Annotated in this window: 18 protein-coding genes; 13 read left to right on the plus strand and 5 right to left on the minus strand. The window is 47.5% G+C overall.

Annotated features, from left to right (window positions below):
* Positions 1-229 precede the first annotated feature (229 nt).
* The 3 genes from ACDE64_RS08505 to ACDE64_RS08515 all read left to right on the plus strand — a co-directional run bounded on the left by ACDE64_RS08505 (position 230) and on the right by ACDE64_RS08515 (position 4,447).
* Positions 230-1,765, plus strand: a complete 1,536-nt coding sequence (locus ACDE64_RS08505; protein WP_411349689.1) for a tagaturonate reductase — start codon at positions 230-232, stop codon at positions 1,763-1,765.
* Positions 1,762-3,270 (plus strand): UxaA family hydrolase, encoded by a 1,509-nt coding sequence (locus tag ACDE64_RS08510; RefSeq protein ID WP_411349690.1) that lies wholly within the window; start codon positions 1,762-1,764, stop codon positions 3,268-3,270. The genes ACDE64_RS08505 and ACDE64_RS08510 overlap by 4 nt, the downstream gene beginning before the upstream one ends.
* A 178-nt stretch (positions 3,271-3,448) precedes the next feature.
* Complete coding sequence (locus tag ACDE64_RS08515) at positions 3,449-4,447, plus strand: aldo/keto reductase (protein WP_411349691.1); 999 nt, start codon at positions 3,449-3,451, stop codon at positions 4,445-4,447.
* Positions 4,448-4,633: 186 nt separating this feature from the next.
* On the opposite strand, the gene ACDE64_RS08520 is transcribed toward ACDE64_RS08515, so the two are convergent.
* Positions 4,634-6,661 (minus strand): beta-galactosidase, encoded by a 2,028-nt coding sequence (locus tag ACDE64_RS08520; protein ID WP_411349692.1) that lies wholly within the window; start codon positions 6,659-6,661, stop codon positions 4,634-4,636.
* Positions 6,662-6,773: 112 nt separating this feature from the next.
* Here ACDE64_RS08520 and ACDE64_RS08525 point away from each other — a divergent pair, with 112 nt between their 5' ends.
* From ACDE64_RS08525 to ACDE64_RS08560, 8 genes are all read left to right on the plus strand, one after another.
* The gene (locus ACDE64_RS08525; RefSeq protein ID WP_411346049.1) at positions 6,774-7,607 is read left to right on the plus strand and encodes a helix-turn-helix domain-containing protein; all 834 of its coding nucleotides are present in this window, start codon (positions 6,774-6,776) and stop codon (positions 7,605-7,607) included.
* 159 nt (positions 7,608-7,766) lie between these two features.
* A complete protein-coding gene (locus tag ACDE64_RS08530) occupies positions 7,767-8,543 on the plus strand; it encodes an alpha/beta hydrolase (RefSeq protein WP_411349693.1) in 777 nt (258 codons plus the stop codon).
* 227 nt (positions 8,544-8,770) lie between these two features.
* Complete coding sequence (locus ACDE64_RS08535; RefSeq protein WP_411349694.1) at positions 8,771-9,430, plus strand: SGNH/GDSL hydrolase family protein; 660 nt, start codon at positions 8,771-8,773, stop codon at positions 9,428-9,430.
* Between the two features lie 87 nt (positions 9,431-9,517).
* Complete coding sequence (locus ACDE64_RS08540) at positions 9,518-10,414, plus strand: SMP-30/gluconolactonase/LRE family protein (RefSeq protein ID WP_411349695.1); 897 nt, start codon at positions 9,518-9,520, stop codon at positions 10,412-10,414.
* Between the two features lie 293 nt (positions 10,415-10,707).
* Complete coding sequence (locus ACDE64_RS08545) at positions 10,708-11,139, plus strand: SMI1/KNR4 family protein (RefSeq protein WP_411349696.1); 432 nt, start codon at positions 10,708-10,710, stop codon at positions 11,137-11,139.
* Between the two features lie 22 nt (positions 11,140-11,161).
* Positions 11,162-11,830: an SGNH/GDSL hydrolase family protein gene (locus ACDE64_RS08550; RefSeq protein ID WP_411349697.1), complete on the plus strand. Its 669-nt coding sequence runs from the start codon at positions 11,162-11,164 to the stop codon at positions 11,828-11,830.
* A gap of 46 nt (positions 11,831-11,876) precedes the next feature.
* On the plus strand, positions 11,877-13,073 hold the full coding sequence (locus ACDE64_RS08555; RefSeq protein ID WP_411349698.1) for an acyl-CoA dehydrogenase family protein: 1,197 nt from the start codon (positions 11,877-11,879) through the stop codon (positions 13,071-13,073).
* Positions 13,074-13,129: 56 nt separating this feature from the next.
* Positions 13,130-13,609, plus strand: coding sequence for a hypothetical protein (locus ACDE64_RS08560; protein WP_411349699.1), 480 nt, complete (start codon positions 13,130-13,132; stop codon positions 13,607-13,609).
* A gap of 218 nt (positions 13,610-13,827) precedes the next feature.
* Here the strand turns inward: ACDE64_RS08560 and ACDE64_RS08565 are convergent, their stop codons facing one another.
* The gene (locus ACDE64_RS08565; protein WP_411346057.1) at positions 13,828-14,004 is read right to left on the minus strand and encodes a YjfB family protein; all 177 of its coding nucleotides are present in this window, start codon (positions 14,002-14,004) and stop codon (positions 13,828-13,830) included.
* A 673-nt stretch (positions 14,005-14,677) separates the two neighbouring features.
* Here ACDE64_RS08565 and ACDE64_RS08570 point away from each other — a divergent pair.
* Positions 14,678-15,106, plus strand: coding sequence for a sporulation protein (locus ACDE64_RS08570; protein WP_411346739.1), 429 nt, complete (start codon positions 14,678-14,680; stop codon positions 15,104-15,106).
* 113 nt (positions 15,107-15,219) lie between these two features.
* On the opposite strand, the gene ACDE64_RS08575 is transcribed toward ACDE64_RS08570, so the two are convergent.
* The gene (locus ACDE64_RS08575; RefSeq protein ID WP_411346740.1) at positions 15,220-15,663 is read right to left on the minus strand and encodes a VOC family protein; all 444 of its coding nucleotides are present in this window, start codon (positions 15,661-15,663) and stop codon (positions 15,220-15,222) included.
* 256 nt (positions 15,664-15,919) lie between these two features.
* Between ACDE64_RS08575 and ACDE64_RS08580 the strand changes: the two genes are divergently transcribed.
* A complete protein-coding gene (locus ACDE64_RS08580) occupies positions 15,920-16,864 on the plus strand; it encodes a helix-turn-helix transcriptional regulator (protein WP_411349700.1) in 945 nt (314 codons plus the stop codon).
* 330 nt (positions 16,865-17,194) lie between these two features.
* On the opposite strand, the gene ACDE64_RS08585 is transcribed toward ACDE64_RS08580, so the two are convergent.
* Both ACDE64_RS08585 and ACDE64_RS08590 read right to left on the minus strand, forming a co-directional pair.
* A complete protein-coding gene (locus tag ACDE64_RS08585; RefSeq protein ID WP_411349701.1) occupies positions 17,195-18,397 on the minus strand; it encodes an MFS transporter in 1,203 nt (400 codons plus the stop codon).
* A gap of 145 nt (positions 18,398-18,542) precedes the next feature.
* Positions 18,543-19,142, minus strand: a complete 600-nt coding sequence (locus ACDE64_RS08590) for a TetR/AcrR family transcriptional regulator (protein WP_411349702.1) — start codon at positions 19,140-19,142, stop codon at positions 18,543-18,545.
* Positions 19,143-19,203: the final 61 nt, after the last annotated feature.

The following is a 19,203-nucleotide window of genomic DNA, read 5'->3' on the forward strand; positions in this document are numbered from 1 at the left end:
CCTTCCTGATAAAGCTACAACATAACAAGCCTGATGATGAAACATTCCCATTCTCCAATCTTCCATTTCTAAATTATGTAGTTTTTTTACACCATTTTAGTCTAAATGATGTTACAATATGTGGCAAGAAATGCTTTTGTAATAAAATGTTCACGTTAACATTAAATAAAATCACATTTATCCTTGCGAATATGAGAATGCTTTATTTTGAATTGACGGAGGTTTATCCATGACAACAAGCAAAACACAGCCGCTATTGCGTCCACATCTGACCAGCGAGAATGAGCGGCGTCAGCATGAAGTAATTCGACAGCAACCGCTGAAAATATTGCAGATCGGCGATGGTAATTTTCTGCGCGGGTTTGTCGATTGGATGATTCACGAAATGAATGCCAGCGGCAAATACCATGGTAGCGTCGTACTGACACCTGCAACCCCGCGCGGCGCACATCGACTGGAGAAAATGGCGAATCAGGAAGGGCTGTATACGCTGCTACAGCAAGGATTGCAGCACGGCAAAAAAGTGGAACAGCGCCAGCTGATCTCCGTATTCTGCGATTATGTAAATCCGTATGGAGAATGGGAACGCTTTTTACAGCTGGCAGAACTGGAATCGCTGGATGTAATCGTGTCCAATACGACGGAATCTGGACTTACCTATGTCGAGCTGGACTATGTACCTGGGGAGCCGATTGTGAATTTCCCGGCGCGATTAGCGGTCTTTTTACACCGACGGTTTGAGACGTTTGGTGCTGATCCGAAGCGAGGATTGATGATTCTGCCGTGTGAACTGGTGGAGAACAATGGTGATCTGCTCAAAACTTATGTGCTACGCTATGCCAGAGCATTTGGCTTTGGTGATGACTTCTGTGAGTGGGTAGAGCAGCATCAGCTCTTCTTGAACAATCTGGTGGATCGGATTGTGACCGGGATGCCAGAGCCAGGCGAATACGCGCGTCTAACGAATAGTTGGGGATATGAGGATCAGTTTCTGACGTCGGCGGAGCCGTATTATATCTGGGTCATTCAGGGCGATTCATCATTCGATCGACGTCTACCGTTAGTACGATCCGGTCTACATGTCAAATGGGTGCCTGATCTCGCGCCATATCGTCAACGTAAAGTGCATATTCTGAATGGCGCACATACGCTGATGATGCCAGTTGGTCTGTTATATGGAAAAAGCACCGTGCGTCAATTGATGGAAGACGAGCAGCTAGGCAATTGGGTCAAGCAGAGCATCGCTGACGAAGTGATTCCATCACTTGGATTGCCACCGGAAGAACTACAACGTTATGCGGACGAGACGTTTGAGCGCTTTTACAATCCGTACCTGGAGCATCGGTTGCTGGGTATCGCGATGAATAGCTTGAGCAAATGGCAGGCACGTTTGTTGCCTGTACTGAAAGCGTATACAGCTAAACAGCAGCAGTTGCCGCAGCAGCTAGTTCGCAGTCTATCGGCATTACTATTGCTGTACAAGGTAGAGCCTGTAGAGCAAGGCGAACAGCTATGTTTTCGCAGCTTAACAATGGATGGTCAGCCGTTGGAGATTCGCGATAACACCGAATGGCTGCAACGATTATATTCCCACTGGCAGCAGAGTGGTACGTCAGCAGGGCAGGATGGTCAGGTGGATTACGAGCGGGCAGTTTTACAGATTTTGAGCGATACGACGATTTGGCAGGAGGATTTGACACAGATTCCGGGTTTGGCGGAACAGGTTACATTCAATTTGAATCATATGGGGGCGCAATGGTCATGAATACGATGATTCGCGATTATATTACTATTCAAAAGCAGGATGATGTAGTGATCGCACTACGAGATATGGAGCCGGGCGATACGCTATTGCTGGATGGCGGACAGGTGTTAACGGTAACAGATCAAGTGCCACGTGGTCACAAAGTAGCTGTGCATCATATTCCGTCTGGGCAGGATGTGATCAAATACGGCTTTTCCATCGGCAAAGCAACGAGCGATATTCAACCGGGACAATGGATTCACAGCCACAATCTGCATACGGGATTGTCCGGTACACTGGATTATGAATACCAACCCGATCATAGTTGGCAGCCACGTAGCATTCCTGCGCATTTGCAGCAATTTGATGGTTATTTGCGACCGAATGGAGAAGCAGGGATTCGCAACGAAATCTGGATCATCAACACCGTCGGCTGTATTAACAAAATTTGCGAAGCGCTTGCTCGTACCGCTCATATGGAGATGGCAGGTCGTGTGGACGGTGTGTATCATTTTCCACATCCATTCGGTTGCTCACAATTGGGCGATGATCTGGAATATACGCGTCAACTGCTCACCTCGCTCGTGCTGCATCCTAACGCTGCTGGTGTACTGGTCATCGGTCTCGGTTGTGAAAATAACCAGATCGAACAATTTGCTGCTGGGATTCCAGCGGAATATGCTGGCAAAATCCGCTATCTAAAAGCACAGGAGGAAGACGACGAGATCGAAGCAGGCATGGTCTATCTGGAAGAATTGGTATCTCAGGCAGAGCAGGAGAAGCGTCAACCATTGCCATTATCCAAGCTGAAGATCGGTCTGAAATGCGGTGGTTCAGATGGACTGTCTGGTATTACTGCCAATCCGCTAGTTGGTCAGGTCGCCGATCTGCTCGTCTCCGCAGGCGGCACTGCCATACTGACTGAGGTGCCAGAGATGTTCGGTGCAGAGACGATTCTGATGAATCGCTCGTCAGACGACCATATTTTCGGACAAATGGTAGAGCTGATCAACGGGTTCAAGCAGTATTTTGTGAATCATGGGCAAAATATTTATGAGAATCCATCACCCGGCAACAAGGCTGGTGGCATCACTACACTAGAAGAAAAGTCACTTGGCTGCACACAAAAGGGCGGTCATTCGCAAGTTGTCGATGTACTACGCTACGGTCAGCGTGTGCATCGTCCGGGACTCAATATTGTGGAAGCGCCGGGTAATGATCTCGTATCTGTTACTGCTCTATCCGCAGCAGGTGCACATATCGTACTGTTCACAACCGGACGTGGTACCCCATTTGGCGGTCCAGTTCCAACTGTGAAGATTGCCACACAATCCGATCTCGCCAATCGCAAAAAGCACTGGATCGACTATAACGCTGGACAATTGTTAGAAGGGCGTGAGATGGAACAGGTCGCACTGGATCTGCTGGAACAGATTGTGGAACTGGCTTCCGGTCGTCGTCAGACGAATAGCGAGCGTCATGGCTTCCGCGAAATTGCGATTTTTAAAGACGGCGTCATATTGTAAAATTCAAGAGTTCATTTTAAAATATGGAAGTGAAGGCAGAAGATATGAACATGGACGGAAATGGAAAATAATGCTCTATCTCTGTTCGGCAATCCACGATCCATGACTAGCTACGCAAGGAATAAAGCGAAATTCGCAAGTAGAATCTCACAGGAAACGAACCGAAGGGAGCAGATGCATGTCGGTTGAAGCAATGATGAGACGGCGTCCACTAGGCAGAACCGAATTGAAGATTGCACCACTTAGTCTTGGTGCGGCTCCGCTCGGACAAGTATATGGACAGGTGGATGAGCAGCAGGGGATCAGAATGGTACATGAAGCATTGGATCAAGGCATGAATCTGATCGATACTTCGCCATATTATGGCATCACTCGCTCGGAGCAGATGCTGGGACAAGCGCTGGATGGTGTTGCGCGCGACCGTTATGTACTGTGTACCAAAGCAGGACGCTACGGTGATCAGGAATTTGACTTTTCCCGTGAGCGGATTCTCAGTAGTGTGCATGAAAGCTTGCAACGTCTCGGCACTGATTACGCTGATATTGTACTGCTACATGATATTGAATTTGGCGACCTGCGTACCGTACTAGATGAAGGGATTCCGGCATTGCAACAGCTAAAAGAGCAAGGAACGATCCGCTATTATGGTGTGTCGTGCCTACCACTGGACGGATATCGTATCGTGCTAGAGCATACGGATCTGGATGTGATTTTGTCGTATTGTCATTACACGCTGAATGATTCCACACTGGTAGACTTGTTGCCGATGTTGGAACAGCGTGGGGTAGGCATTATGAATGCCGCTCCGCTATCGATGGGTCTGCTATCTGATCAAGGACCAGCATCGTGGCATCCTGCTTCTTCACAGATGCGCCAATTGAGTTTGCAGGCGGCAGTTCTCTGTGCAGAGCATGGCACTAGTTTGCCAAAGCTGGCTGTGCAATATGCGTTGTCCAATCCAGCGCTGACAACGACGATTGTCGGCACATCCAGTGTGGAAGAACTGACTGCCAATCTGACCTACGCGTCGGAACCTATCAACGAAGTATTATTAACGAAGGTGCTGAATTTACTACGACCGATTCAAGGTCAAAGTTGGGCGACAGGGCATTGGACAGAAGAAGTATTGAATGGCAGTCACTCGTTACGATGGGAAGGTAGCCCATTTCACAAATAAGCCTTATCAATGAACTGTATGAAGAAAAGGGATATGAGAATCCCGCACTCGACATCATTTCGATAAATGTCACGAAATCATGCTTTATTTGCGCAAATTCGACAAAAATAGCGATACGTAAAATGTGTTTTTCTACATTTACGTATCGCTATTTTCATGTTACAATAAGTGTAGTGATGGATGGCATTATTTTACAGCTAAAATAACCGTTCCATGACCTGGGATTTCGATGGAAGAATCCACTGGCTGATCATCCAACATATTGACGGTTGTTAGGGAGTTCAACTCCACAGTAGCTGCTTCAGCGTTGTGATTCAGCAGGAAGATGAATGCCTGTCCGTCCTTGATTCGACGTCCAGCTTCCACGCCCACTGGTGTATCCAATACTGGCTGAATGTGCTTCTGTTCTGACAGATGTTCCATCAGACCAGCGACAAAGGATGCTTCGCCGTCAGAAGCGATATACCATGCTTCACCTTGACCAAATGTGTTGCGCGTCAGCACTGGCATGCCTTTATAAAAGTCATCGCCGTACTCTGCCAACACCTCAGCGCCTTCGGTGTGCAGCAGATCGCACAGCATGCCGCAGGAATAGCTACCTTGCAGCGAACCAAGCTGATCCTTCATTACGATGGAATTGTGCATCGTCGGTAGAAGTGCATCAATCTCTTCAACCCAGATGCCCAGCAGCTTGCGTAGCTCGCCCGGATAGCCGCCAAGTGTCACGAGATCGTTCTCGTTGACAATACCGCTAAAGAAGGTGGTGACAAAGGTGCCGCCCTGTTCCGTAAATTGCTCCAGCTTGGCTGCAAGTCCCGGCTTGACCATGTACAGCACAGGGGCGATAACCAGTTCATACCGGCTCAGATCGGCATCGACGCCGATAATATCTACCTGCACATTGCGGTTATAAAACGCTTGATAATACTTATGAATTTGCTCGACATAATTTAGGGCAACGGTCGGGCCGCTGGACTTCTCAACCGCCCACCAGTTTTCCCAGTCGAACAGAATCGCCACTTTGGCTTCGATACGCGAATCCAGCAGTTGTTCGCCGAGATGTTGCAACTCGTGACCAAGTGAACTTGTTTCGCGAAACACGCGGGTATTGCCATGTCCGACATGTTCAATGACAGCGCCGTGGAATTTCTCACATGCTCCGACTGAGCGACGCAGCTGGAAGAACATGACCGTATCGGCGCCATGGGCAACGGCTTGATAACTCCACAATCTCATCACGCCCGGCCGCTTGAGTGAGTTGTACGGCTGCCAGTTTTGCTGGCTTGGCGTCTGCTCCATCAGCATGAATGGCTCACCGTTCTTAATGCCGCGCATCAGATCATGTGCAAGTGCTGTGAAGCTGATCGGCGTGTTCAGACCCGGATAGTTATCCCAAGAGACGATGTCCATATACTTAGCCCATTTGAAATAATCGAGCGGCTTGTAAAAGCCCATCAGATTGGTCGTAATCAGCGCATCTGGAATGAGGGAGCGAATTGCATCGTATTCCAGACGATAACAGTCTAACATGCTGTCGGAGTTGAAGCGCGCATAATCAAGTGAAATCCCTTGAAAGCTGGAATTGTTATCGCCCCATTCCTCACTACGATTGTCCGGTACGACAATCTCGTCCCAATCGTAAAAGGTATGACCCCAGAAGCCGGTATTCCATGCTTGATTGACCGCTTCGATCGTACCGTAACGCTGCTTCAGCCAGACGCGGAATGCTTTCTCGCAATTGTCGCAGTAGCATTCGCCGCCGTATTCGTTGGAAATATGCCAGACGATGACTGCTGGATGTTCGCGGTAACGCTCCGCCAGACGACGGGCGATCTCTACCGAATATTTGCGATAGGTCGGGCTGTTCGGACAGGAATTGTGACGCCCGCCGAATTTGCGCTTGCGTCCATCTTTGTCGGTACGCAGTACATCGGGATAACGAGTCGCCATCCATGCTGGATGTGCACCGGTACTAGTTGCGAGACAGGTGAAGATACCGTTTTCATAAAGGCTATCAATCATCTCGTCCAGCCACTCAAACTGGTATGTAAGCTCATCCGGCTGATTACGTGCCCATGAGAATACGTTTAACGTTGCAATGTCGATTCCGGCCTGCTGAAACAGTTCCAAGTCTTCAAGATGAGTCTGGTGATCCCATTGCTCGGGGTTGTAGTCGCCGCCATAAAAGATTTTGGGAAGTTTGCTGCTGATCAATGTTGTCACTCCTTGTATAAGAATAATTCTATGTTAAACGATAATAAAACCTTGTAAAATATAAGATAATGCTTCTACGATATAAAAATACGGATATAGGATGTGAATGTTCATGTACGTAACCAACCCGCATCGTCGCTTTTTTAGCGAGTTGAAGGACCTGCAACTGCCGATTCATATGGAGAGCATTGGCGAGAACAACGATCAAGAGGCGATCGATCGTCCAGACGGTTATCCATGTTATCATTGGCTGCAAACGGTACATGGTGAAGGCGAATTTGCATTTGGTGGTGCACGGTATAATGTACGTGCTGGTTCGGGAGTATTGCTGGCTCCGCGCGACGCACACAGCTATCGCCCGATCAGTGGTGTCTGGGAGACGACGTATGTGACATTCGGCGGTCCGCAATCGCTGGCGCTGCTATCCACATTCGGTTTATCCCATTCCGCATATTATGAGTGGGATCGGGATTGCGAACTGGAGTTTTTTGCTGACAATTTGTTAGGTCAAATTCGCAGCAATCGCGATCTGTCCGGTCTGGATACGAGTGCTGATCTGTATCGTTTTCTGACATTACTCAAAAAGCATGGTCGTGTGAACAACCTGCCCTCGTTGTCGCATACGGTAGAACGTCTGGCGCCGCTGATGAGCTTTATGGAAGCACATTATGACGATCCGAATATCGGACTGGAAGATATGGCGCTACAAGTCGGCGTAAGTGCGCGTCATCTGAATACGCTGTTCCGTCAAACATTTGGCATGACTGCGTATGCCTACTTTATTCTGCTACGTCTACGCAAAGCCAAAGAACTGATGACTCTCTATCCGCGTATGACGATCAAGGAAGTATCCGGTCAAGTCGGATTCCGCGACTCCAGTCACTTTGTCGCGACATTTCGTCGTTTGGAAGGAGTAACACCGGAGCAGTTCCGCAATCTCTATTGACGGTTGCTGCTTCCGTCTTATCCGTCTTCTGCACATTTATTATTGAATCCATTCTCTAAAGCGCTTACAATGTAAACGTTTGGAGAATACGGCTGCCCCGACTCCTATGTCGGGGCTTGTCCTGTTGTACAGAAATTGAGGAGTGGAGGTATACATATAATGGAGAACATCTGGATTCATGATTCATCTGTCGTGGATGATCAAGGGGAACGTCCGTATTTGGAGCCGTATCTGGTGCCAGATGCACGCAGTGCCGTAATTGTGCTGCCGGGTGGAGGGTATGAATTTCGCGCTGATCATGAAGGCGAACCGGTTGCCAAATGGCTGAATGACAACCAAATCTCGGCATTTGTGCTGCAATATCGGTTATCTCCGCGTCATCGCAGTACCCCGCTGGAAGATGGTCAAGCAGCGATTCGGCATGTGCGCGCGAATGCTGCTGAATATGGGCTAGATCCTTCACGTATCGGGATTCTTGGCTTTTCCGCAGGGGGACATCTGGCGGCGATGACAGGAACGGTATTTGCCAATCGCGAGACAGAGTTGCTAAATGGACTGCATCGCGAGATTAGTTCGCGTCCCGATCTGATGATCCTGTGCTATCCAGTCATTACGATGAACGATTACGGTCATGAAGGATCACGATTGTCATTGATCGGTTCAGATGCACCGCTGGAGATCGTTACCGGTGCAAGTGCAGAGCAGCAGGTTACGCCATTGACACCGCCGACCTTTATCTGGCACGCATCTGACGATGATCTGGTGCCAGTACAGAACAGTCTGCGCATGGCAATGGCATTGGAAGAACATGGTGTGCCGTTTGAACTGCATGTGTACGAGCATGGTGGTCACGGAGCAGGGCTGGCACTCGATCATCCGGTAATGGGCGATTGGACAAAGCGCTGTATCGCATGGCTGCATCGACAAGGTTGGTAAGCATTCAAGCATCCGCACATCCAAGAAGATCATATGCCAATGATGAAATGACACTATAGCGTAAAACATGGATGATCAAAATGATGGATTGTTGAAATGAATAAAAGTTCCAAATGAATAAACTTCAAAATGAATCGTGATCTATCATTTCAATACAATACAAACATGACAATACAAACACGCTGCTTCATTCCGAAGCAGTGATATACCCAAAGGAGCTGGAAGAGATGAAAATTGAGAAAAATGACGTACTGTTAATGATTGGTGATTCCGTTACAGACTGTGGACGCGCCCGTCCGGTTGGCGAACATTGGGCGATTGGAGACGGTTATGTCGGTCTTGTGGATGCTTTGCTGTTAACAGCATACCCCGACTACAATTTGCGTGTACTGAATACCGGTACAAGTGGTGATAGAGTGCGTGATCTGGAAGCGCGCTGGGAAGAGGACGTGTTTGCACATTCCCCGGACTGGGTATCCATTATGATCGGTATTAACGATGTATGGCGGCAATTTGACCGTCCTGCCAATCCGTCGGAGCATGTATATCTGGAAGAATACGAGCAAACGTTACGCAGACTGGTAGAACAAACTGTACCGAAAGTCAAAGGGCTGGTATTGCTCACACCATACTATCTGAGCACTACGGTAGAAGATCCGATGCGTGCCACGATGGATGTATACGGTGAAGCTGTCAAACGTATTGGCGCTGAAACTGGTGTACCGGTTGTAGATACGCAGGCTGCATTTGACACAGTTGGTCAGCACATTTACCCGGCATCTCTATCGCACGGCTGGGATCATGTACATCCAAATACAAAAGGGCATATGATTCTGGCACGCGCCTTTTTGAAAGCTGTCGACTACGACTGGAACCGCGGTCAATAAATATATGCGCTGAATCACAATAGCAAATTGCAAAATCAAATCACATACGTACGATTCATATACGATCTATTATTAGGGAGGAATGGCATGAAGACATATCAAGCGGAACTTGTACTGGATGCACGCGCCAAGCTAGGCGAAGGTCCATCTTGGGATGCTCAGAGCGGCAAGCTGCTGTGGGTTGATATTGAAGGCTTTATGTTGCATCAATACGATCCTATTACAGGCAATGACGATGTATTGGATGTCGGAGAACATATCGGCGCGGTCGTGCCGTATATTCCCGGCGAAGTCATCGCTGCACTGGAAAGTGGATTGTACCGGATTGAACTGGCTTCTGGCACCAAAACGCTCATTCATGATCCTGAAGAAGGACGACCGGGCAATCGATTCAACGATGGCAAATGCGATCCGAACGGTCGGCTGCTGGCAGGCACGATGAGTCTGCATGGTGAGGACAAGCAAGGAGCGTTCTACAGTATGGATCAGCAGGGTAATGTGCGCCTGCTGCTGGACGAGGTATCCACATCCAATGGATTGGCATGGAGCAGCGATGGTCGCACGTTATATTATATTGATACGCCGACATTGACGATCACTGCATTTGACTATGATCTGGATAGTGGTGATATTGCGGATGGGCGTGCTGTCGTGCAGCTGGACGATAGCGAGGGCTTTCCCGACGGTATGACGATTGATGCTGAAGGGATGCTGTGGGTCGCCCGCTGGGGTGGAAATCGGGTGACACGGATTAATCCGTCGAATGGCGAGATCATCGGTGAAGTAAACGTACCAGCATCCTGTGTAACCTCATGCGTGTTTGGCGGTCCAGAGCTGGATACGCTGTACATCACAACGGCACGCGGAGACGGCAATCCTGATGAGCCACATGCTGGTAGCTTGTTCCAGGTGAAGCCTGATGTACGTGGGACAGCAACGATACCCTACAATCAGGTTCAACAGGCATCATGGTCTGATCAGTAATGTGTTTCATTCGTAACATGTTTCAGTGTGAATGAAATACAATGGTTGCTGACATGAGTGTTGATCTGAGAACATTCGGCAGGCAACTTCATTGCAATCATTTTCAGCGATGTTTTTATAAAATGAGATAGAATTTCACACAATGATGACCGCAGGGCTGAATTTTCAGTGCTGCGGTTTCTGTATGTGCTAGTATTGCCATGAGGCATACCGAAGCTGATATAATAAGCATACTAAGTGTTAATAGGCTGTAGAGAACCGTAAGTACATAGCAAAAGGAGAGTCGTTTTATTATGATCTTTACTGTAGAGCAATGTGAGCAAGCATTAACCGAGCACGATCTGGATATGTTGGAGCAGCAGCTAGGAAAAGTATTCCCGCCTGCTTATCGTGAGCACTTTTTACAATATAACGGCGGCTATTTATCGGAAGAATGGATGGAGCGAGGACGGCTTGGCTTTGGCGGATTTAATGAGATTCGATATGGGAAAGTACCGGCTGAACAATTGTATGCCGATCTGCTGGAATGTTTTCCAGAGCTAGAGTATTTGTTTCCATTTGCTTATGATCAGGGAGGGAATAGCTTTTTGATCTCACTGCGGGAAGGCACGGATTATGGTGAGATTTATATCTGGATGATGGATGAAAAGGAATTGGCGCCAGTTGCTGATTCATTTGAGCACTTCTGGTGGCGATTGAAGACGGAAATTGATGATTCGGAATAATGCAAAGAAAAGAGGAAGACCGATGAGCAAAGATTTTTATATAGGCAAAAAAGCAGCCTTTCTTGGCGATAGCATTACGTTTGGTTATGGTTTACAAGCTGGAGAACGCGTATTTCCAGAAATAGTCGGAGATCTGTTAGGGCTGGCGCGGGTCGACAATCATGGCATTTCAGGCAGTAGTGTCGCTAGCGGTGGATATGAGCCGATGTGCGAGCGTCTGGATCAGCTGGATGCTGATGTTGATATTTTATTTTTCATGGGAGGACGTAATGACTTTTCTATGGGAACTGGCGTCTTTGGTAATATAAATACTGATCCGCAACAAAAGAATACATTTTATGGAGCGTTGAAATACATTGCAGAGACTTTGATTACCCTTTATCCGAGTAAACTGATCGTTTTTGTAACTCCACCACACGGCTCCAGCGATGAAGTACCAGAGCATCTGCCTAATCAGGTTACAGGAAACGTATATGGCGATTATGTAGAAGCGATTCGCGAAGTGGCATCGCATTATTCGTTGCCTTGCTGTGATCTGTGGAACATCGCAGGGATTCAGCCTTTGTTGCCTGTGCATCGTCAGATGTACTTTACGGGCGAAGATGGCATACCGGATGGATTGCATCCGAATCAGGCAGGTCATCAACGATTGGCAGAACGTTTAAGTGGATTTTTAAAAACACTGGTTTAATAATGGGTATAAACAAGAGTGGATAGGGATGAGGGAGGAAGACAAGATGACTGGGAAAGCAATTGATACATTTATTCGCAATGAACGCGAAGCCTACTTGGCAGCATGGGCAGATCAGCTGGCGGCAAAATTTGCACAACGCGCCGCCAAGCACGATGCAGAAGGTTCATTTCCATTTGAGAACTTTGATGATCTCAAACAAGCAGGTTATCCCAAATTAACGGTCAGCCGTGATTATGGTGGTGAGGGATTGTCGCTATATGAGTGGCTGATCGTACAGGAGCGTCTTGCACGCGGCGACGGTTCCACCGCGCTCAGTGCAGGCTGGCATGGTCATATGATGCTGCATTTCCGTGAAGCGTGTGATTGGCCGGAGCCGACGTTCTCTGAATTTTGCCGCGATGTGGTATCGCATGGCAATATGATCAACAAATTCGCCAGTGAACGGGCAACTGGTAGCCCGACACGCGGCGGTCGCCCAGAGACAACAGCAGTACGCACAGAAGGCGGCTGGATTCTCAATGGTCGCAAAACGTACAGCACACTGAGTCCGCTGCTGACCGATTGTATCGTTAGTGCTGGTATCGACGGACAACCGGAGCTAGGTGATTTTCTTATCCGTTCACGCGATGGAATTACTGTGGATGAGACGTGGAATACGCTCGGCATGCGGGCAACAGGCAGTCATGATGTCGTACTGCAAGATGTATTTGTACCGGATCGCCAATTGTTGACAACGTATATTCCCGGTGTATCCAAAAAAGTCAACGATGACGGCGATGGCACGATGCTGCATATTCCGGCATGTTATCTCGGCATCGCTTATGCTGCACGCGATTTTGCATTACAATATGCTGCTAACTATACGCCGAACAGTCTGAACGAGCCGATTGCGACGTTGCCGCATATTCGTCAGTGGATCGGTCAGATTGAGAGCGAACTCCGTCTGGCACGAACACTGCTGTACGATGTAGCCGACCGCTGGGATCGTGAACCAGAACAGCGCCGTAATCTGCGCCCGGATGTCGGACTGGTCAAATACAATGCCGTACATCTGGCTAATCAGGTCGTAGATAAGGCGATGAAGATCGTTGGCGGTGCCGCTCTGTCGAAAGATCTGCCGCTCGAACGACTGTACCGCGATGTGCGTGCAGGTCTGCATAATCCGCCAATGGAAGATGCAGTTATCCAAACGATGGCACGTACAGCATTAGCTGAACTGAATTTGGGTAATCAATCATAAGCCAATCGCAACCAGATGTATAGAATCATCCAATCCATGTACGGAAGGTGATGCATATGCCACAATATTTACAGAACTGGTCGGAATTAAATACAGATGAGCGTTTGCAGACATTGCTACGTATTGATTCTTCGCTACCATCGGAAGAGATAGAACAGCTGCTGCGTACTGCACAAGATACCCAGAATGATGATATTTTGCGGATTGAGATTTGGAAAGTACTTGGTCTGTACAGCGATGAACAGTATAAATCAACTATTCGCAAGGCGGTACATGAACATTGGCAGCATGAGCAGGACGAAGAATATGTACAGATTGCGATGCTGGAAGCGCTAAGTGCACTTGGGGCGGAGCAGAATGATATTCAGTTGGCATCGTCCATCGCGCAGCAGGATGAATATATTCTCGTACGCTCGGCGGCGTTTGCACTGCTGCGTCATCATCGTCATATCTCACACGCCAAACAGGCGCTGGAGCAGCTGCAAAATGATCCTGATTTTGGTCAATCGGCAACACAGGCGTTACAAGAACAATAAGTGCACCAAGTTTCCTTTTACCAGCGCACTAACGTAGCAGTCGTCAATCAGATCAGCGTAGCAGTTACCACTATACAAACGAAACAGCCCCACTCCTGCGAGTAGGGCTGTTTCGTTTGTTCCCGATCTACGAGGCACATCACAATAGATGCTGTCTGTGACACCATCCAAGAAGAGGGCAGAAGCAGCTTCTATCATCATGTCGGTTATCGCACTATTTACGCGCGAAGATCCAATGAGCCTCCCAGTGTCGGATGAGGAGCCTGTTTAATCATGTCGGCCATCTGCTGACCTTGCTGCTCCGCCATGTCTTTGGACAGGGACAATACTTTAAGACCGACTGCCTGCGACACGGAACTCTGGCTGAGCGCTGTGGACAAAGAAGCGATATCCATGAGTGCATTCCTCCTTTCCTGCCTTTGAACAGGGCATACGATTGTTATCGGCAACCCTCTCGTAAATGATTAACCGCTCATCCGTCAAATACGATCAATATCTTTAAAAAAAATCGTCTTTTTAAGCAAATTTTTAGGTAAACATCAGCTTCATTTCAGCTAGCCCGGTTAAGATACGTACATACCCCTTTTGAATATAAATATTGCCTACACCCCGCCCCTATCCCAGGCGGGGTCCTTTTTTGTGCACATCTTCTGTTGCAGTTGTTGGATAGCTGTTGAGAAGGGGGCTTACGTTCCAAATAGGTGAAGATGTGTAGAATGGATCATATAAAAATTGTATGCAATTTCCATGTTAAATGTGAAGAAGTAGCTATAACTTTTGGGAAACGACAGCAGTCATAAACGTGTAATCGTATCGCAAAACGGAAGGATTATTCCTTTTCGAGCAGAAATATATATTGCGATTTCTGCGTCTTTCCTTATTTTTATACACTTTTTAACACTAGAAGTTGGACATTTTTACATAAAAAGATTTAAATTTGAAATTCCATCGTTTAAAATGGGAACAGATTCCAGATGAAGTGCAGCAGAATGTACGATCATGACTTTTGCATCCGTTTGTGCCGCTTGGAACAATTCCCATAGAGAGCGAGCTGATCATGTGCAACGAATGAAGAAAATGGTAATGATGGTGATGATGCTGGTCGTGTTTATCACAACACCAGCGCTGTTGCAGGGGACGAATGATGTACATAAGGCAAGTGCGGCTGCGGCGTATGATTATACGTTGAATTTTCCATCTACGCGTTATCCAGAAACTGCGGATCATATCCGCGATGCGATCGCAGATGGACATTCCGCCATTTGCACGATTGACCGTCCGGGTGCCGACGCGCGTCGTGCCGATTCGTTAAAAGGCATACCGACCAAATCTGGGTATGATCGCGATGAATGGCCAATGGCGATGTGTTTGGAAGGTGGAACAGGCGCAGATATTCGCTATGTTACGCCTTCAGATAATCGTGGTGCTGGTTCGTGGGTTGGTAATCAGCTGGATGATTATCCAGATGGTACACGCGTTAAATTTATCGTGCAATAACAGTGATATAGCAGCATACCGTAGGCAATTCCTATCCAAACACACCTGTGAACGCAGTTGCGGTCGCAGGTGTGTTTTGCTGAATAGGGTAATGCAATGAAACGAGAATAGAACTAGAAATCATGCCGGGTAACAGTAAACTGAAATACGACACCAAACGGATCGCGCACAATGGCATATCCACTGCTGAACACATTCGGCGCAAATGGTACAATGATCGTACAGCGTTCATCGCTGATCAGCCGATGATACAATTGCTCCATATCCTCATGCTGCTTGGACTGCAAACAAAGGGAAAAGTGATTGCCGTCCAGCCACGGGCGAGTATTGTCCATTGCTTCTTCGGCAATCATCCATTTGCCGCTGCCAAGCTGTAAGACGGAGTGCGCCACATACTGCTCCTGCCCCGGTTGTACGGGAAATGCACGATCCATCTTTGCCAGCTGTTCATACGTTACATGCAGCAATACATTCGCACCCAGCACCTGTTGGTAAAAGTCGATCGCGTCTGCCGCCTTGCCATTGAGCGATAAAAAAGGGATAATTTCTGCGTTCATTATGATTGCCTCCTTCATAATAGATGAATCCGACTACACACTCTACGATACAGCTAAAAGGTATCGAAATATGAAACCTTTAAATGAAATCATCATAGAAATAGTTACAGAGCAATATTGTTATACCAACTCAGCCTGTGTGATGTCGTGGCAACCCATGAATAACAGCAAAAGCAAGACAAACAAGGCACCATTCATGCAACATATCTCTACATAGTTAACAGTAGATTGATCATGAACAGTAGAAAGGAATAAGATGATGAGAAAATCGGAACGGCTGCAATTGATGCAGCGGTATGTTCATCGTCGTCAGCGTTTCACGCTACGGCAGTTAATGGAAGAATTCAGCATTTCACGCAGTACGGCGCTACGGGATATAGAGTCATTGGAAGAAATCGGGTTGCCAATCTATGCAGAGCATGGACGACATGGTGGATACAGACTGCTTGATACTGCGACACTACCACCTGTCTCCTTTACTGCGAATGAAGTGCTGGCGTTATACTTTTCGATGCAAGCGCTCCAAAGCTTTTCGGGTGATGCGTTTGGCGTATCGTTTCATTCAATCCATGCCCGATTTCTGGATATTGTGACACCGCATCAACGGCAGCAAATTGAGCAGTTTCACAATCGAATTTCGTTTTATCATGGGGAGCAGGCGAGAACAGGGGAGTATTTGGAGCAAATGTTGCTAGCAGCGGTGAAGCAGCAGATTGTACACATCGATTACAGCTCGGCGCGAGGGACAGGGCAACGCCGCATTCAGCCGTTTGCCGTATATGTAATGCAAGGGTATTGGTATTGTCAGTCGTATGATCTGGATAAAGAGGCGTATCGCGTATTTCGCTGTGACCGCATTACGGGGGTGATGTTGTCAGATGAGGCGCCACGGGAGCAATTGAGCCACTTTGATCTACATAATGCGCGCAGTCTGCGGCAGCCATCTGTCAGAGCGGTGCAATTTCAATGTGCAGTGGATGAGCTTAGTGAAAGTGATCTGCAAGCACGATTATTGCCTTCTATGACGTTGATCGACAAAGGGCATGATGGTTGGAGTGTACACGGTAGCTACGAACCGGAGGAGCAGGAATTTATCCTGTCGTATTTGAGCGGATTTGGCATCAAATTGAAGCAGGTTGAGCCGCAGCAGCTTCGAGAGCAATTGAAGCAGTATTATCAGCGTTTGCTGGAGCAATTGTAAATATGGAGCTTGCAAGGCGGTAACAGGTAAGATCACCATATACAAGCACAAAACATGCAAGAACAGCATAGGTAGAAATACAATATACAGGAGCAGACTATTCAGAAGTAGAACCTTCAGAAGCAGAATATTGAATCGTATAACTTTGTAGAAGCAGAACACTCAACAGTAGAGCATGAATAAACGAATAGTATAAAAAACGGCGAGTGCATTCCCCATTATGTAAGGGGTATGCACTCGCCGTTGTGTTTATCTCATATGGATTGCATGTAGTATCATTTCAGCTTGTTCCAATTTCAGTAGAAAATAATACCGCTAATGTACCGCCCCTTATTTGGCGGAAGAAAAGATAGGTCGATCTGGCTTCACTCGCAAGGACAACAGGAAGCAGAGACACAGAATCAGCGTCGCCATCATATACGGATAATTGATATTCCAATCAAACAGCGCACCTGCTACAATCGGTCCAGCGATATTACCGAGACTTGTATACGCGGAGTTCAGACCTGCCACATATCCTTGCTCATCGCCAGCAATTTGCGATAGCTGCGTACCGATAGCGGGACGCAAGATGTCCATCGCAAGAAATACCGCAAAAGTTACAACGAAGATCAAGAAGTACGTATGCACAAACAGCGTCAGTAAAATAAATACCGCAGATGCCAGCAAACAGATAATAATCAGCTTTTGCCCGCCAAATCGGTTCATCATCCAGCCGAAGATCGTCGCCTGTACGACTGCTCCAGCAATCGAGCCAAAGGTAATGATGATCGCAATATCCCGAGCGGTAAAGCCGAATTTATGATCGACAAACAAGGAGAATACCGTTTCGTAATTCGCCAATCCGAAGGCAGCTACAAACACGATGATCAGGCTGAGAAAGTACGGCTTACGGTAAGAATACAGCAATTGCCGAATTAGACTTTCCCCACTATTGTTCTGCGCTGCTAATTGAGCACGACGTTCTGGCAGCAGCGATTCAGGTAATAGTACGAGCGTAGCGATAGCAGCAATCAGCCCGGCAATCGCTGCCGCGTAAAAAGGAACCCGAATGCCATATTCCGCCAGCAATCCGCCAATACCCGGACCGATAATAAAGCCGGTCGTAATCGCCGCATTGATAAAGCCCATTGCCGAACCACGTTCTTCATTGGACGTCATATCCGCCGCATACGCCATTACCGATGGCATAATCAGCGCCGCCCCCAACCCGCCAATTGCCCGCGAGATAAATAGCAGTGTCGGCGCATAAGCGATAGCAAATAGCCATTCGGATATGGCGAAGATCAACATCCCGGCAATGATCAGCTTTTTACGTCCAATTCGGTCGGATAATCGTCCGCTGAAGGGAGAGAAGATCAACTGACTGATCGAGAAAGCCGCAACCATAAAGCCTAGAATGCTACCGCCAATATGCAGCTCGTTCATATAGGTCGGCATAATGGGCACGACGAGTCCAATACCAGTAAACACGAGAAAAATATTAAACATGAGCAGCAATAGTGCCGCCCGATTACGCATAAGAAGTGACATGATTTCCTCCGAGGTATAAGCTGCGCATGATTATGGCAGCCGATTCAAAGCTGTATTTGCAAATGATATCTTACATACTGAACATTCGGTCTATATTATGATGAAACAATACCAGAACGTCCAAACCGGCATTCATATACTATGCCTAGACTTCCGTTCTGGCAATTCCGTACAAAAAGGTCTGTACCGCAAAGCGATAATGCTCCAGCACTATTTCCGCGGACTGCTTACGGCACACTTGATTGAGTCCAGCAAGCAGACATTCCAGCACCACTGCTTTTTTATCGACATCGCCGATATGAAATTCGCCGCTATCGATGCCTTCCTGAATGAGCTGACGGTTGAATTGCAAATGTTCCTCTATCATGGATTCCATTTTTTCCGCAACTTCACCCTTGTGTTCATCATTGCTAAAAAATTCATCTGCCGCGCGAGTTAACGGATGATTGAGATCCTCCTGCACAATTTGCTGTGCCAGACCATAGATTTTGGCAGTCACGGTCGGATAACCGGGCAACGACTCATGCCATTTTTCATACCATTCGCGATCCCATTCATTCAGCAGATACAGAAACAGACCTTCTTTGCTTTTGAAATGGTAATAAATATTGCCTTTACTGCTGTCCGTGGCAGCTACAATATCCTCGATCGAAGTCGCTTTATAGCCCTTTTGTACAAATAGACTGCGAGCGGCATCGCTAATTTTTTTGCGGGTCAGTTCACTCTGAACCTGCTTTTTATTCACCTTATCACCCCGATACTGAACGTTTGTTCAGTATTGTAGCAAAGATCGCTGAGAAAAGGCA

The organism is Paenibacillus sp. WLX2291 (assembly GCF_046603665.1).
Taxonomy (GTDB): Bacteria; Bacillota; Bacilli; order Paenibacillales; family Paenibacillaceae; genus Saccharibacillus.

Excerpts from the sequence above, each read along its gene's own strand:
- ACDE64_RS08505 (WP_411349689.1), top strand. The coding sequence starts at position 230 with ATGACAACAAGCAAAACACAGCCGCTATTGCGTCCACATCTGACCAGC.
- ACDE64_RS08510 (WP_411349690.1), top strand. The coding sequence starts at position 1,762 with ATGAATACGATGATTCGCGATTATATTACTATTCAAAAGCAGGATGAT.
- ACDE64_RS08515 (WP_411349691.1), top strand. The coding sequence starts at position 3,449 with ATGTCGGTTGAAGCAATGATGAGACGGCGTCCACTAGGCAGAACCGAA.
- ACDE64_RS08525 (WP_411346049.1), top strand. The coding sequence starts at position 6,774 with ATGTACGTAACCAACCCGCATCGTCGCTTTTTTAGCGAGTTGAAGGAC.
- ACDE64_RS08530 (WP_411349693.1), top strand. The coding sequence starts at position 7,767 with ATGGAGAACATCTGGATTCATGATTCATCTGTCGTGGATGATCAAGGG.
- ACDE64_RS08535 (WP_411349694.1), top strand. The coding sequence starts at position 8,771 with ATGAAAATTGAGAAAAATGACGTACTGTTAATGATTGGTGATTCCGTT.
- ACDE64_RS08540 (WP_411349695.1), top strand. The coding sequence starts at position 9,518 with ATGAAGACATATCAAGCGGAACTTGTACTGGATGCACGCGCCAAGCTA.
- ACDE64_RS08545 (WP_411349696.1), top strand. The coding sequence starts at position 10,708 with ATGATCTTTACTGTAGAGCAATGTGAGCAAGCATTAACCGAGCACGAT.
- ACDE64_RS08550 (WP_411349697.1), top strand. The coding sequence starts at position 11,162 with ATGAGCAAAGATTTTTATATAGGCAAAAAAGCAGCCTTTCTTGGCGAT.
- ACDE64_RS08555 (WP_411349698.1), top strand. The coding sequence starts at position 11,877 with ATGACTGGGAAAGCAATTGATACATTTATTCGCAATGAACGCGAAGCC.
- ACDE64_RS08560 (WP_411349699.1), top strand. The coding sequence starts at position 13,130 with ATGCCACAATATTTACAGAACTGGTCGGAATTAAATACAGATGAGCGT.
- ACDE64_RS08565 (WP_411346057.1), bottom strand. The coding sequence starts at position 14,004 with ATGGATATCGCTTCTTTGTCCACAGCGCTCAGCCAGAGTTCCGTGTCG.
- ACDE64_RS08570 (WP_411346739.1), top strand. The coding sequence starts at position 14,678 with ATGAAGAAAATGGTAATGATGGTGATGATGCTGGTCGTGTTTATCACA.
- ACDE64_RS08575 (WP_411346740.1), bottom strand. The coding sequence starts at position 15,663 with ATGAACGCAGAAATTATCCCTTTTTTATCGCTCAATGGCAAGGCGGCA.
- ACDE64_RS08580 (WP_411349700.1), top strand. The coding sequence starts at position 15,920 with ATGATGAGAAAATCGGAACGGCTGCAATTGATGCAGCGGTATGTTCAT.
- ACDE64_RS08585 (WP_411349701.1), bottom strand. The coding sequence starts at position 18,397 with ATGTCACTTCTTATGCGTAATCGGGCGGCACTATTGCTGCTCATGTTT.